Source organism: Thermostichus sp. MS-CIW-38, assembly GCF_054058415.1.
The window spans coordinates 14,008-26,927 of the sequence record NZ_JBSSAH010000006.1; the positions used below are offsets into that span (position 1 = coordinate 14,008).

Annotated in this window: 14 protein-coding genes and 1 pseudogene; 8 read left to right on the forward strand and 7 right to left on the reverse strand. The window is 57.5% G+C overall.

Going from position 1 to position 12,920, the window contains the following annotated elements:
* Nucleotides 1-266: 266 nt before the first annotated feature.
* The 4 genes from rpoD (at nucleotide 267) to ACVWXZ_RS03570 (ending at nucleotide 3,400) form a co-directional block, all read left to right on the forward strand.
* On the forward strand, nucleotides 267-1,478 hold the full coding sequence (gene rpoD / locus ACVWXZ_RS03555; protein ID WP_414417736.1) for an RNA polymerase sigma factor RpoD: 1,212 nt from the start codon (nucleotides 267-269) through the stop codon (nucleotides 1,476-1,478).
* A gap of 93 nt (nucleotides 1,479-1,571) precedes the next feature.
* The gene (locus tag ACVWXZ_RS03560; RefSeq protein ID WP_457482161.1) at nucleotides 1,572-1,826 is read left to right on the forward strand and encodes a hypothetical protein; all 255 of its coding nucleotides are present in this window, start codon (nucleotides 1,572-1,574) and stop codon (nucleotides 1,824-1,826) included.
* Complete coding sequence (locus ACVWXZ_RS03565) at nucleotides 1,827-2,633, forward strand: adenosylcobinamide-GDP ribazoletransferase (protein ID WP_011433784.1); 807 nt, start codon at nucleotides 1,827-1,829, stop codon at nucleotides 2,631-2,633.
* Between the two features lie 302 nt (nucleotides 2,634-2,935).
* Nucleotides 2,936-3,400: a molybdenum cofactor biosynthesis protein MoaE gene (locus ACVWXZ_RS03570; protein ID WP_457482162.1), complete on the forward strand. Its 465-nt coding sequence runs from the start codon at nucleotides 2,936-2,938 to the stop codon at nucleotides 3,398-3,400.
* Nucleotides 3,401-3,406: 6 nt separating this feature from the next.
* Here the strand turns inward: ACVWXZ_RS03570 and ACVWXZ_RS03575 are convergent, their stop codons facing one another.
* The gene (locus ACVWXZ_RS03575) at nucleotides 3,407-4,339 is read right to left on the reverse strand and encodes a bifunctional riboflavin kinase/FAD synthetase (RefSeq protein WP_457482163.1); all 933 of its coding nucleotides are present in this window, start codon (nucleotides 4,337-4,339) and stop codon (nucleotides 3,407-3,409) included.
* Between the two features lie 33 nt (nucleotides 4,340-4,372).
* Complete coding sequence (locus tag ACVWXZ_RS03580) at nucleotides 4,373-4,858, reverse strand: CGLD27 family protein (RefSeq protein ID WP_457482164.1); 486 nt, start codon at nucleotides 4,856-4,858, stop codon at nucleotides 4,373-4,375.
* A gap of 184 nt (nucleotides 4,859-5,042) precedes the next feature.
* Here ACVWXZ_RS03580 and ACVWXZ_RS03585 point away from each other — a divergent pair, with 184 nt between their 5' ends.
* Both ACVWXZ_RS03585 and ACVWXZ_RS03590 read left to right on the forward strand, forming a co-directional pair.
* Nucleotides 5,043-6,062 (forward strand): FHA domain-containing protein, encoded by a 1,020-nt coding sequence (locus tag ACVWXZ_RS03585; RefSeq protein ID WP_457482165.1) that lies wholly within the window; start codon nucleotides 5,043-5,045, stop codon nucleotides 6,060-6,062.
* 2 nt (nucleotides 6,063-6,064) lie between these two features.
* The gene (locus tag ACVWXZ_RS03590) at nucleotides 6,065-6,475 is read left to right on the forward strand and encodes an AtzH-like domain-containing protein (RefSeq protein ID WP_457482166.1); all 411 of its coding nucleotides are present in this window, start codon (nucleotides 6,065-6,067) and stop codon (nucleotides 6,473-6,475) included.
* Here ACVWXZ_RS03590 and ACVWXZ_RS03595 read toward each other — a convergent pair.
* Nucleotides 6,427-7,539 (reverse strand): ATP-dependent 6-phosphofructokinase, encoded by a 1,113-nt coding sequence (locus tag ACVWXZ_RS03595; RefSeq protein WP_414344504.1) that lies wholly within the window; start codon nucleotides 7,537-7,539, stop codon nucleotides 6,427-6,429. The two genes, ACVWXZ_RS03590 and ACVWXZ_RS03595, sit on opposite strands and share 49 nt — an antisense overlap.
* A 491-nt stretch (nucleotides 7,540-8,030) precedes the next feature.
* On the opposite strand from ACVWXZ_RS03595, the gene ACVWXZ_RS03600 reads away from it, so the two are divergent.
* Nucleotides 8,031-8,390, forward strand: a complete 360-nt coding sequence (locus ACVWXZ_RS03600) for a pentapeptide repeat-containing protein (protein ID WP_011433777.1) — start codon at nucleotides 8,031-8,033, stop codon at nucleotides 8,388-8,390.
* Between the two features lie 29 nt (nucleotides 8,391-8,419).
* Here the strand turns inward: ACVWXZ_RS03600 and coaD are convergent, their stop codons facing one another.
* The 4 genes from coaD to bchB form a co-directional block, all read right to left on the reverse strand.
* Entirely contained in the window at nucleotides 8,420-8,899 is a 480-nt protein-coding gene (gene coaD, locus ACVWXZ_RS03605; protein WP_011433776.1) for a pantetheine-phosphate adenylyltransferase, read from the reverse strand.
* A gap of 20 nt (nucleotides 8,900-8,919) precedes the next feature.
* Nucleotides 8,920-9,255, reverse strand: a complete 336-nt coding sequence (cutA, locus tag ACVWXZ_RS03610) for a divalent-cation tolerance protein CutA (protein WP_457403328.1) — start codon at nucleotides 9,253-9,255, stop codon at nucleotides 8,920-8,922.
* 66 nt (nucleotides 9,256-9,321) lie between these two features.
* The gene (galE, locus tag ACVWXZ_RS03615; protein WP_457482190.1) at nucleotides 9,322-10,326 is read right to left on the reverse strand and encodes a UDP-glucose 4-epimerase GalE; all 1,005 of its coding nucleotides are present in this window, start codon (nucleotides 10,324-10,326) and stop codon (nucleotides 9,322-9,324) included.
* A gap of 56 nt (nucleotides 10,327-10,382) precedes the next feature.
* Nucleotides 10,383-11,915 (reverse strand): ferredoxin:protochlorophyllide reductase (ATP-dependent) subunit B, encoded by a 1,533-nt coding sequence (gene bchB, locus ACVWXZ_RS03620; RefSeq protein WP_457482167.1) that lies wholly within the window; start codon nucleotides 11,913-11,915, stop codon nucleotides 10,383-10,385.
* A 722-nt stretch (nucleotides 11,916-12,637) separates the two neighbouring features.
* On the opposite strand from bchB, the pseudogene ACVWXZ_RS03625 reads away from it, so the two are divergent.
* Nucleotides 12,638-12,883: pseudogene (locus tag ACVWXZ_RS03625) on the forward strand (Mo-dependent nitrogenase C-terminal domain-containing protein); the annotation flags it as partial.
* Nucleotides 12,884-12,920: the final 37 nt, after the last annotated feature.

The following is a 12,920-nucleotide window of genomic DNA, read 5'->3' on the forward strand; positions in this document are numbered from 1 at the left end:
AGGTTCCGCCCACCAAGATGACGGGTCTTGCGCCAGTTCAGTTGAGCCCCATGAGCGATATCTGCTTCCAGATTGACCCGAGCAATCGGTTATCCAGAAGCGGGCAGGCTTGCCTAGGGCAACTCAGGCTTTGGCTTGCGGATATCGGCTCCCTCACTCTGGCGTTGTGGGATGCAGCAGAGCTGCAACTTGCTCCTCTCCCTTTGGCGTCTAAGCTCCCTTAGTCACCTTTAGTTGTCTGTGATTAGGATCACGAGGAACTCAGCATGGCTCAAGCAAAGGAATTGGTGAAATCTGGTCAAACAGCTCTTCTCGAATCGGATCTGGAAAATCCACCTTCTGGCACCCTGGAGTTGGACACGGAGACAGATACCCTCGAGAGCGAACTGGATACCGGTGACACTGATGCTTTTGATGAGGATGACGACGACGAAGAGGCAGCAGAGGAGGATGGAGAGACTGCCGCCGCCGGTGCCAAAGGTCGCTCAAAGCGCAAGGCGGCCAGTAAGAAAAAGCCCTACACCGATGACTCTATCCGGGTCTATTTGCAAGAAATTGGGCGTATCCGGCTGCTGCGGGCCGATGAAGAAATCGAGCTAGCCCGAAAAATTGCCGATCTGCTGGAGCTAGAGCGCGCTCGCGAGGCCGTTTTTCAGCGTATGGGCCTCTGGTCAGACCCAGAAGAGGTGCCGGACACCCTCTGGGCAGAAGAGGTCAAGATGTCCTTGCCGGAATTTCGGCGGCGGTTGCATCGGGGGCGGCGGGCCAAAGAAAAGATGGTGCAGTCTAATCTGCGTTTGGTGGTGTCCATCGCCAAAAAGTACATGAACCGGGGCCTGTCTTTTCAGGATTTGATTCAGGAGGGATCCCTGGGCCTGATCCGGGCAGCCGAGAAATTCGACCACGAGAAGGGCTACAAGTTCTCTACCTATGCGACGTGGTGGATTCGACAGGCCATCACCCGCGCCATTGCCGACCAATCCCGCACCATTCGCCTGCCTGTCCACCTCTACGAGACGATCTCCCGCATCAAAAAGGTAACCAAGTTGCTTTCCCAGGAATTGGGCCGCAAGCCCACCGAAGAGGAGATCGCCACCCGCATGGAGATCACCATCGAGAAGTTGCGCTTTATCGCCAAGTCGGCCCAGCTTCCCATCTCTTTGGAAACCCCCATCGGCAAGGAAGAGGATTCTCGGCTGGGAGACTTTATCGAGTCGGATGGGGAGACGCCGGAGGATCGGGTGGCCAAAGTCTTGCTCAGAGAAGATCTGGAAAGCGTTTTGGAAACCCTCACCGCCCGCGAACGGGATGTGTTGAAGTTGCGCTACGGCTTGGATGATGGCCGCATGAAAACTCTCGAGGAAATCGGCCAGATCTTTAATGTCACCCGTGAGCGAATCCGGCAGATTGAGGCTAAGGCTCTGCGCAAGTTGCGCCACCCCAACCGCAACAGCGTGTTGAAGGAATACATCCGCTAACTCTGCGGTCTGTTCCAGCTTCGATAGAGAGCCGGGGCAAGGGATCACTGCTTAGGATCCAAGAGAGTTCCCGGCCCCCTAAGGCAGACTGAGTTGGAACTGCCAACCCGCGCGATGGAGGATCTTCAGCATGAACTCGAACCAGACTCCGCGGATCCCAGTCTTTCTGAAAAAGCAGCCCTCTTTCTGGTGTTGGCCGCGGTGGGCGCCATCGGAGCTTTGGTGGCCAAGCTCACCATTGTCAAGCTCACCATTGTGGTGGGGCGCACCGTTCGCAAGGATTCCTATTTTCTCTCCCAGAGGGCTGGATTGGCGGATCCCTTTGCACAGAACTCAAGGATGGAGTGATTGCGGCGCTTCTGGGCAGCTTTGACCTTCTACACGGCCCTGCCTCTGGGGTGGGTCGGAGACTTGCCGTTTGAGGGCATTGCCGCCTGGCTGCCAGGGGTAGGTGTGTTGCTGGGCGGGATCCTCTCCCTGGCTGGGATCCTGCTGCAGATTTTCCCCAATCCGGTGCGGGCCGCTTTGCTCTTGGCCCTGTGGGTTCTCTTGACCGGTGGGCTGCACCTGGACGGGGTGGCCGATACTGCTGATGGCTTGGCGATCAATGTCCACAAGAATCCTTACAAAGGGGATCCGGAACGGTCAACTGAGGATGGGCAAAAATCTGACTTGCAGGGATCCCGTCGCCGTCTGCAGGTGATGAGCGATAGCCACACCGGGGCCTATGGGGTACTGGCCTTGGTGCTGCTGCTGCTGCTGAAATTTGCTGCCCTGAGCAGCGTTCGAGCTTGGCCCCTCTTGCTGCTGGTGCCCGCCTGGGGGCGTTGGGGCCAGTTGCTCGCCATTGCCCTGTACCCCTATCTGCGAGAGCAGGGATCCGCCCGCTTCCTCAAGGACTCCACCTCCTTGCCGGGATCCCTGTGGCCGGGCACTCTGCTTGTGCTGGCCATCACCGGGGGGTTGGGCTGGGCTGGGATCTTGGCTTGGCCCCCTTTGCTGCTCTGGACGCTGGGATCCGCCCTGGGGGCTTGGGCTGTGGGCTACTGGATCTACCGCCAGTTGGGAGGACACACGGGCGATACCTACGGAGCTACGGTGGAATGGTCAGAAGCGATAGCATTGCTGTGGGGATCCCTTATTGGGCCATCATGAATCTGATACATTTACGCTGAACACTGCTGAACATCACTGTTCAACTATGCAGCGATAGCATTCTGTTTGTTTCCATTCGCGTTAGCGGGACGGAGTCCAAACAGAATGGCGGTATCCCGCAAAGCTTTGAGTAGAATACCCAAAGCGCAGTTTCCGTGTCGTCTTACTACCAATTTTCTGCTTTGCTTTGGCTACCATGTTGGCAGACTCGAAAGTAAACAGAAAGATCAACTGGTAGTAATCCGTACTGAACATATTATACATTATTTTCAGTATAGTTGAGCTTATTATTGACTAGAGTCATGCTCCTGACCGTCCTGAAGACTTCCTTCCAGATTACCCTGGCTCCCCTATCCATCGACCGTGTCCACCAAGAGGCCTCCCATCCGGGCAATGGAGCTGTGGTGGTGATGAGCGGTACCGTTCGAGACAACACCAATGGCCGCCCTGTCGATTACCTGGAATACCAAGCCTACGAGCCCATGGCTCTGAAGGTCTTCGCCGATATTGCCCGACAAATTCAGCAGCGCTGGCCAGATGCCAACAGTGTGGTCATCCACCACCGCATCGGCAAGCTGCGCATTGGCGAGATCAGCGTCTTGGTGGCGGTGGGCACCCCTCATCGGGCCGAAGGGTTTGCTGCCTGCCAATTTGCCATCGACACCCTCAAGCACAACGCCCCCATCTGGAAAAAAGAATACTGGCGAGATGGCACCAGCGCCTGGGTGAGCATCGGTGCTTGCGAGCTCTCTTCAGAAAGGAGGTAGATCTCTTTAGACCATACCCACTTGCTCGGCCAAGCCCAACTGCTGACGAGCCGTTTGGCAATCTTGCTGAATTTGCTGAATCAAATCTGCCACCGTGGGAAATCTCCGCTCTGGGCGGATAAAGCCCCGTAGCGCCACCCGCACCTCTTGCCCGTAGAGATCTCCTGTCCAATCCAATAGATGCACCTCGACGGTGTGCTGTAAACCGGCAAAGGTGGGCCGATGGCCGATGTTCATCACCCCAGGCAGAGCTGCCGCAGCAGCAGGCACATCCACCCAAACGCTGTACACCCCATCGCGGGGCAAAAACTTCTCCGGAGGCAAGCGGAGGTTGGCGGTGGGAAAGCCCAGTTGTCGGCCCCGCTGATCCCCTTGCACCACCTCTCCCATCAGACGATAGGGGCGACCCAAGAGCGCTTCGGCAGTGGACACCTCCCCGGTCGCCAGGGCAGCTCGAATGCGAGAGCTGCTCACCCGTTCCCCGTTCAGTTTCGCCTCCGGGATCACCTCCACCGGAATGCAGCGCTCGGATCCCCAAGCCTGGAGCGTTTGGGCGTTGCCGGAGCGACGGTGACCAAAGCAAAAATCCCAACCGACGCTGAGATGGCGAACGCGCAGGCCCTGTTCAAGTACCGTTTGGATAAACTCTTGGGGGGGCTGGCAGGCAAATGCAGGGGTGAAGGGGAGCAGTACCACCTGCTCAAAGCCCATTTGCGCCAACAGATCCAGCTTTTCGGCAGGGGGAGTGAGCAACAGCTGAGGCTGCCTCGTCAAGACTTCCTGGGGATGGGGATGAAAGGTGAGGACAGTACGTACCCCCTGAAGAGAATCTCGAATCGGCTGCAGCACCTTCTGATGGCCCAGATGCAAGCCATCGAAGTTCCCGATGGCCACAGCGGTGGGTCGCAAGGTTTGAGCCAGATCAGAAGTGATGTGCACTGTCCGGGATCCTAAAAACAGCCAACCAACTGCCTACCCCAGAGGCCACAGCAGGGCCACCAACCCACTCAAGCCCACCACGCCCCACAAGCTCCGTCGCAGGCGCTGCAACACAGGATCAATCTGATACCTGACAATCAGCCGATGCTGAGCCAGCTCCTCTTCTGACTTGGCATACATCGCCCCATCGTACCAGCCACTTTCTTCATAGGGAATCTGGGCTTGTACCAAGCGCCGCCGCACATAAGCCCATCCCAAGTAGAGATGGAGCAACACCAGGCCGAGCAAGACATTGGCCCCCAGCACCGACCCAGAGACAAAGTGGCCCCAATCTCCGGCAAAGCTGCTCCAAACCAGCGGGGAAACCGCCAGCACAACAGCTCCCCAAACCGCGAAGATTCGTTTTAAGTAAGGGATCCACCCCAAAGCAGGCCAGGAAAAAGGAAAGGCTTCCCTCAGCTCTGCATATTGCCGGAGCGGCTGTTGCTCAGCGGGAATGGGATGGGAGGGATCCAGCATAGACCTTAACGTATCTACACAAAATGATACCGGTCGGGTCGGCCCCCCGCCAAGCCCATCCTCAGACCTCTATCTCTCGACGAAGACAGCCTAGAAATCCAGCCCAGGCATCTTCCCGATCAACCGAAGGGGAGCGGGGTATCGTATTTATTGAAGTGTGGTCGCGTCTACAACTTATCCCATCATGAGCGTCACGAGCGAATCTGCCGCCACTGCCGCACCCTACGTGATCTTAAAAGAGCCGGATGGCAGCCAAAGAAAACACGTTCTCTCGGGAGCGACCGCTTGGACCCTAGGCCGTGATGAGGACAACGCCATCGTCTTGAGCGATCCCAGCGTTTCCCGCCAACATGCCCTGCTGCAATACCTCGACAACAACAGCATCTATCTCATCGATCTGGGCAGCCGCAACGGCTCGTTTGTCAACAATCGCCGCGTCAGCATTCCCACCCTGCTGCAGGATGGGGATCACCTCACCCTTGGACAATCCCAGCTGGAGTTCCACAGCGGATCCCTGGCCAGCTCGGAACCCAGCCCTGCGGCCAAACCTTCGGATACCCTGGTTTTACAAACCCGCTGGCTGATCTCGGTGGCGGTGGTGGATGTGCGAGGTTACGGACAACTGACTCAACAACTGGACGAGCGCCTGCTTTCCCAGGTGATGGGAGATTGGTTCCGGCGGGGGGGGGATATCATTCAGCAGTACGGGGGCACTGTCGATAAATACATTGGCGATGCGATTATGGCCGTTTGGTTCCATGTGCCCCAGGCCAACACCGCTCCCCTGGGAGGAGTTGAAGCGCTGGGAATTCACCTCGATGTGAAGTCGGTTTTGCAGGCCATAGCGAAGCTGTTTCAAATGACCGAGCAACTGAACGGTGAGTTTCCGCTGCCTTCTCCCATTCGTCTGGGGGCAGGGGTCAACACAGGCTCGGCGATCGTGCGCCAGGTGGGCAACAACACCCGCCAAGAATATACGGCTCTGGGAGATACGGTGAATTTGGCCTTTCGCATCGAGAGCGCTACCCGCACCCTCAACGCCGACCTGGCGGTCAGCCAGGACACCTACACCTGCTTGGCCAAACAACTGGGGCAGGCGGCCACCTGCTTCTCCCATCAGGCCGTAGAGCTGAAGGGGTACGCCCACCGCCATCAGGTGTACTACTGCGATGTGCGGTCTTTGCAAGCCGTTCTCAGCCCCTAGACTTGGATCCGACTACCCGGAGATGTCTTGCCGCTGTCTGCTGTCTGACGAGCAATGATGTGCCCACCCTGAACCGCCTGTTTTGGGATGGCCCCCAGGTGGTGCGCTTTGGTGTGGGGGAAAATCTCTACGGGGGAGACGAGATCAAGGCTTTTCGCCAACGGCGTCCTCCCACGAATTTGGCCCGCGAGATGCTGCGTTTGCAGGTAGTCACCTTTGGGGCGGATTGCGGCTCGGTCACCTTAGAGTTTCGCCGCCTGGTGAACGGGATCCCTCGCTTGGGCCGCCAAAGCCAGATGGGGTACAGGTTCCCCGATATCGGCTGGAAGATTGTCTCTGCCCACGTGTCGTTTTTGCCGGAAGATCAGGGGGAAATGCTGCGCAAAAGCTGGGGATCCACCTCGCCCACGTAGGTATTCAGCCCAATGGCCGTGGCGATCAAAGCCCCGTCCACCTCCACCCGCCGATACTGGGAGATGGCCTCTGCCAGGGGCACATCCACCACCCGCCGATTTTGCCAGGCCACCATGCGGTCGTATTTGCCTTGGGCGATCAAGTCCACAGCAGCCACCCCAAAGGCTGCTCCCAGCAGGCGATCCAGAGGAGAGGGCGTACCTCCCCGCTGCAGGTGGCCCAAAACCATAACCCGCGTCTCGATGCCGGTGCGCAGGGCGATCTCGTTGCCGATGTAATGGCCGATGCCGCCGTAGAGAGACTGCCCCAGGCTGTTGGTGTAGGTCACCGGCTCCCCCGACTCGGTGCGAACTGCCTCCGCCACCACCACGATGCTGAAGTTATTGCCCCGCTCTTTGCGGTCGCGGATTCTTTTGCAGACATTCTCCAGCTTGTAGGGAATTTCCGGGATCAAAATCACATGCGCCCCCCCGGCAATGCCAGCGCTGATGGCAATGTGACCGGCATCCCGCCCCATGACTTCCATGACCATGACTCGGCTGTGGCTGATGGCCGTGTAGGTGAGCTGATCTAGAGCTTCCACAGCCACGCTCAGAGCTGTGTTGAACCCCACCGAATACTCGGTGGCACCGACATCGTTGTCGATGGTCTTGGGGATCCCGACAAAGTTCCAATCCCCCTGCAGGGCCAGTTGCCGGAGAATGGCCAAGCTGCCATCCCCCCCCACCCCGATCAGCGCATCCAACCCAAGCCGGTGGTAGCCGGTGATCACTTCTGCCGAGCGATCCACCAAGCTGCCATCGGGCATAGGGTAGGCGAAGGGGTTGCCTTTGTTCACGGTACCCAAGATGGTGCCGCCGTAGCGCAAAATGCCGGAAACCCGCTTCACATCCAGCAGCTCCGCCTCCACCGGTCGAGCCATGAGCCCTGCCGTCGCATCTTTGATGCCATAAACTTCCATGTCGTAGTCGCGGGCCCGCCGCACCACCGCTCGAATCACGGCGTTGAGGCCGCCACAATCGCCGCCGCTGGTGAGGATCCCGATTCGCTTACGTTTGGGCATAGAGCTCTAGTTAAAGAAAGGTGAACATCCTGAACAGAGATAAGGGTCTATATCGCTTGCAGAGAATCCCTACTCAATCGCAAACTACGGATGTGATCCAGTCGATCATTGTCTCGATTATCTTGGTTCAATCAGCTCTGGAGAAACACCTTCTGGTTGGGGGAGTGCTGAAAAAGAAGAAATTGAGGGATCCATACAGCCCAGCAAGATCAGGTCAGCTTGCGTTCTCGGTGGGGTTTGGGGTTGGCGATCAAGCCCAGCCGTTAAGTATTCTTCACAAAAAGAATTAAGAAACATTGCCGCACAAGCTGCCGATTGGGAAAGCCTTCGATATCTCTGAGGATAGATCTTTTCAATCAAAAAGACTTGGGGGCAACAATCCACTCAAAAACTGAAATTATTTGTTAAGCAGGGATGATCAAAACCCGGCCAACCCGATGATAGGGATGAGGATAGAGATAAGGCATCCAGTCTGATTTGGGAGCAGTACCATGACTCAAACCATTGCCCAGTGTGCTCTACAAGGGGCCTCAGAGTTGCTCAGCCGCTACCAGCGGGGAGAGCGCCATTTTCCCCAGTCCTGCTTGGAGTATGCCTTCTTGAGGGGGGCCGATCTGCGAGGGGCCAATCTCGAGGGATCCGATTTGCATGGGGCTAACCTGCGCTACGCCAACCTGCGGGGCAGCAATCTGGCGAAGGCTGATCTGCGCTGTGCCGACCTGCGCTATGCCGACCTTGAGGGAGCCTGCTTGGAAGGGGCCAATTTGAGGGGATCCCTCTACAATCACAGCACCTGCTTCCCGGTGGGGTTTGATCCGGTGACGGCAGGGATGCAGCCCTTTGAATTTTGATTGGGGAAGGAGAGGGGATCCCTGAGCCCTCAGGCCAAGGGAAAGCGCTCCCGCAAATCTCGAATCACCGGAGCGGGCACCAGATGATCGATGGGGCCGCCCAACTTGGCGACCTCCTTCACCAGGCTGCTGCTGACAAAACTGTGCTCGCTGGCGGTGGCAAGGAACAAGGTTTCCAGTTCGGGAGCCAGCAGCTTGTTGGTGTGGGCCATTTGCAGCTCCACATCGAAGTCCGACAAAACTCGCAAGCCGCGCACGATCACCTTTGCCCCCCGTTGGCGGGCATAGGCCACCGTCAGACCTGAAAACGTATCAACTTCAACATTTTTGAGATGGGCTGTGGACAGGCTAATCTGGGCTTGCCGCTGCTCGGGGCTGAACAGAGGGGTTTTGTTGGGGTTTTTCAAGACGGCGACGATTACCTTGGAAAAAAGACGGCTGGCCCGCTCGATAACATCGAGATGCCCAAGGGTAATCGGGTCGAAGCTGCCGGGGTAGAGGGCGATCATGGCCAACTGTGCACTATTCCCTAGCCTACCTGGTCGCGGGCCCACGCCAAATAGGTTGTGCTCACCAAGTTGGCCGTCAGGGCCAGGATCTCGGGCTCAGCGTAGGGGTGCAGCTCTCGCAGCCGTTGTTCCAGGCGGGGATAGGCAGTTGCGGGCAATTTGAGCAGGATGAGGAACTCGGCATCGGTCTGCAGGGATCCCTGCCAGCGATAGTAGGACGTGATCCCGGGCAAGACCTGGGCACAGGCCACATAACGTTCGGCCACCAAGGTATGAGCCAAGCGATGGGCCTCGGTTTCGGATCCCACCGTGGTCATGACAACCGCGAGGGTATCGGGTGTGATCTTGTCGTCCATGCGGGGCGGGGAAGTTGTTAGCCGGGCGGTTTCTCCCTATCCTATCGCCCGCCGGGCTAGGCGTTCCTAGCTCACCGAGGGCTTGGCTTTCCCAAAGTAGGGTCGCTTCTGGTGCCAGCGCCAGGCAGTTTGAATGATCTCGGCCAGGTCGGTGTAGAGAGGTTTCCAGTTGAGATCCCGAAAGATGGCACCGGCATCGCCCACCAAGCGCGGGGGATCCCCAGGTCGACGTGCTCCCATTTGCACCGGGATCCGCTTTCCGGTCACGGCTGCTGCGGTGGCAATGACCTCTTTGACGGAAAAGCCTTGGCCATTGCCCAGGTTGTAGGCTGCTGGTACGGGTCGGCCAGAGGCCAGCGCTTCTACCGCCAACACGTGGGCTTGAGCCAGGTCGGTGACGTGAATGTAGTCGCGGATACAGGTGCCATCGGGGGTATCGTAGTCCTCTCCAAAAACCGTGATGTGAGGACGTTGGCCTCCGGCGACCTCCAACACCAAGGGGATCAAGTGGGTTTCCGGGTCGTGGGCCTCCCCAATTTCACCATCGGGATCGGCTCCGGCGGCATTGAAGTAGCGCAGGCTAATGGATCGGATCCCGTGGGCAACCTGGAAATCTTGCAAGATCTGCTCCACCATTAGCTTGCTCTGGCCGTAGGGGTTGATGGGACGTTGCGGATGACTTTCGGGAATGGGAATCCGCTCTGGCACCCCATAAGTGGCACAGGTGCTGGAGAACACTATGTAAGGGATCCCGTGATCCCGCATGGCCTCCAGCAAGTTCAGGGATCCGGCCACGTTGTTGCGGTAGTATTTGCCGGGATCCTTGACCGACTCGCCCACATAGGCATAGGCAGCAAAGTGAATCACCCCTTCCGGGCGATAGTGCTGGATGACTTGATCAAGCCGCTGGCGGTCGGCGAGATCCCCAATCTCCAACGGCCCCCAGCGAACCGCCCAGGGGTGCCCGTAAACCAAGTTGTCGTAAGTGATGGGCAGATGGCCAGAGGCCGCCAGAGCTTTGCAGGTGTGGCTGCCGATGTAGCCCGCCCCGCCGGTAACCAGGAGACGCATAGGCAAACGTCAGATGGAAGATCCCACCCAGGGTAAAGGTTGTCAACGGGATCCCTTCAAGCTCCAAAAGCTTCTTTGGCGGCGTACATGACCTCCACACTGATCTCGGTCAAGCCTCGTTCGCGGGCAAATTTTTCGGTGTTGCGTTTAACCTTGCCGCGCACAAAGCCGGGCACCTTGTTCAGCTCCGCCTGGGCTTCCCGCGTCCAGATGAGGTCGGAATCGGCGCTCAGGCTCTTGTGAATCACCTCCTTGGTGTCGTGGCCACCGAAGATCTCCAGCAGATGATCTTCCATGCCCAGGGTAAAGGAGTTGTAGATCAAGTCCACAATTTGGTTGGCGCCCTCGTAGCCCAAAAAGGGCCGGTAGCCGATAGGGAAATCCTGCACGTGGATGGGGGCCGAGATGACCCCACAAGGGATCCGCAGCCGTTTGCCCACATGCCGCTCCATCTGGGTGCCGAAAATCGCAGCAGGTTCCGCCTGGGCAATCGCATCCGCCACGCGGGTGTGGTCCTCTGTCATCAAGACCTGATCGCAATATTCCCCCACCTCTGCCTGGAACCACTCTCCATCGTAGGTGCAATAGCTGCCCGCCCACACCACGTGGATCCCCATCTCGCGGGCCAGGATTTTGGTGATGGCCGCCGCGTGGGTGGAATCCCCGAAAACCACCGCTTTTTTGCCGGTTAGGTTTTGGCAGTCGATGGAGCGGGAAAACCAGGCCGCTTGGGAAATGTGCAGCGTTTGCTCCTGGATGTAGGCTTCATAATCGACAGGGATCCCTTGCTCGTTTAGGATCTGCTGGATCTGGCGGATGAAGCGGGCCGTTTCCACCACCCCCATCGGGGTGATCTCAATGTAAGGCATGCCGAATTCCTGCTGCAGATAGCGAGCTGTCATCGGCCCCAGCTCCCGGTAGGGCACCACATTAAACCAGGCCCGCCCCAGGTGCTTGAGATCGTGGACGCTGGCTCCCTGGGGGATCACCAGGTTGAGCTGGATCCCCAGATCCCGCAGCAGCACCTTCAGCTCCCGCAGATCATGGGCATTGTGAAACCCTAGGGTGGAAATGCCAAGGATGTTACAGGAAGGCCGCTCCGTCTTTTGGGGCAGGCCGTCTAACTCCCCGCTTTTGCGAGCTTTGGTGATATAGAACTCCACAATCTGCTGCAGGGTGCGATCCGCTGCCTGCAATTCGTTAACCCGGTAGTGGTTGACATCTGCCAGCACCACATCGCAGCGACTGGCCAACTGGGCCTGCCGGACAAAGTGATGCAGATCTTCCTGCAAAATGCTAGAGGTGCAGGTGGGGGTGACGACGATCAGATCCGGCTGCTCCTCGCCGTCTTTGCGGACGATGTTGCGAATCACCTTTTCGTCGGATCCCCGCGCCAACACCTGCCGGTCAACGACGCTGGTGGTTACCGGAGTAAAATCCCGCTCTCGCTCCAACATGGAACGCATCACGTTGAAATAGTCGTCTCCCAGAGGAGCGTGCATGATGCTGTGAACGTTTTTGAAGGAGCTGGCCACCCGCAGCGTGCCGATATGGGCAGGGCCAGCGTACATCCAATAGGCCAATTTCATGGGCAGCCTCTCAAGAAAGCCAGAGACAAAATCAAGGATCCCAACCCACCGCCGGATGTGCACCCGCTGGGAATCTCTCCTGGCATTGTAGAACGCTCAGCAGCCGGCATCCCTTGGCTGTTATCCTCCGTAACTCCCAACCGAGACGCTCCCAAGCCAAACTCGATCAAAAGAAAAACAACCCTGCCAAGGCAAGTGTGATTACGGGGATCCCTCTACTCCGCCCAAAGGGCTTGTTCCATCCTAGAAATAGGGGCGATGGATACCCATCTGGCCCCAAAGTTCAAGCTAAGGAACCTCAGGGATCGTGACAGGTGAATCGGCTAGCAGGCAAGAGCAGAGGAGTTTTTGTAGTTTTCGTTACATGTTAACTTTTGGAGACAAAACATGTAGCTCTACAACATTGAGCAGAGATTCTTGTTTACAGAAGCAAGCTTTCTGTTGAGGAAGGCAGACTAACAGAGGGAAGAGAAATGGCTGATGTTTCCCTCAATACAAACTCGACACAAAGCATAAGAATTGTCGATTATTGACGATTTCATGCGCCGTAATCGATCAAAGGTTGCTCCTTCTTCAAAGGTAAAGGTGTGAGGTGAAAGCTTATGGGTTCCACAACGATTTCTTGGCAACGTGCTCGCAGAGCTCCCCAGGAGCTGACCGGTTCCATGACTTCCGTGCACTTCAAACCTACAACTCACCTGCGCGACTGGTTGCAGGCTCCATTGCGACCCATCCAATCGGCTATCGATAACTTCAGCATCCGCGATCCCCGCTTGGCCCACTTCCTTTGCCGGTGGATCCCGGCCCGCTGTCCCTTCGAGCGAGATGTGGTGTTGTTTGGCCACAAGGTGATGCATATTCCGCCCATGTGCAAACTTAACCCCCTCTACGACCAGGTGGCAGGGCTGCGCTTCCGGGCCTTGTCGTTTTTGACGGAGCGAGGAGAAGACATTAGCCGTTACCTGTAAGGCAGCTTTTTCCACTAAATCTTTTTTCAAGGGATCC

Bases quoted from the DNA above. Each gene is read 5' to 3' on its own strand.
- ACVWXZ_RS03570 (WP_457482162.1), top strand. From the start codon at position 2,936: ATGCTCCTGACCGTCCTGAAGACTTCCTTCCAGATTACCCTGGCTCCC.
- ACVWXZ_RS03580 (WP_457482164.1), bottom strand. From the start codon at position 4,858: ATGCTGGATCCCTCCCATCCCATTCCCGCTGAGCAACAGCCGCTCCGG.
- coaD (WP_011433776.1), bottom strand. From the start codon at position 8,899: ATGATCGCCCTCTACCCCGGCAGCTTCGACCCGATTACCCTTGGGCAT.
- galE (WP_457482190.1), bottom strand. From the start codon at position 10,326: ATGCGTCTCCTGGTTACCGGCGGGGCGGGCTACATCGGCAGCCACACC.
- ACVWXZ_RS03600 (WP_011433777.1), top strand. From the start codon at position 8,031: ATGACTCAAACCATTGCCCAGTGTGCTCTACAAGGGGCCTCAGAGTTG.
- bchB (WP_457482167.1), bottom strand. From the start codon at position 11,915: ATGAAATTGGCCTATTGGATGTACGCTGGCCCTGCCCATATCGGCACG.
- ACVWXZ_RS03585 (WP_457482165.1), top strand. From the start codon at position 5,043: ATGAGCGTCACGAGCGAATCTGCCGCCACTGCCGCACCCTACGTGATC.
- ACVWXZ_RS03595 (WP_414344504.1), bottom strand. From the start codon at position 7,539: ATGCCCAAACGTAAGCGAATCGGGATCCTCACCAGCGGCGGCGATTGT.
- rpoD (WP_414417736.1), top strand. From the start codon at position 267: ATGGCTCAAGCAAAGGAATTGGTGAAATCTGGTCAAACAGCTCTTCTC.
- cutA (WP_457403328.1), bottom strand. From the start codon at position 9,255: ATGGACGACAAGATCACACCCGATACCCTCGCGGTTGTCATGACCACG.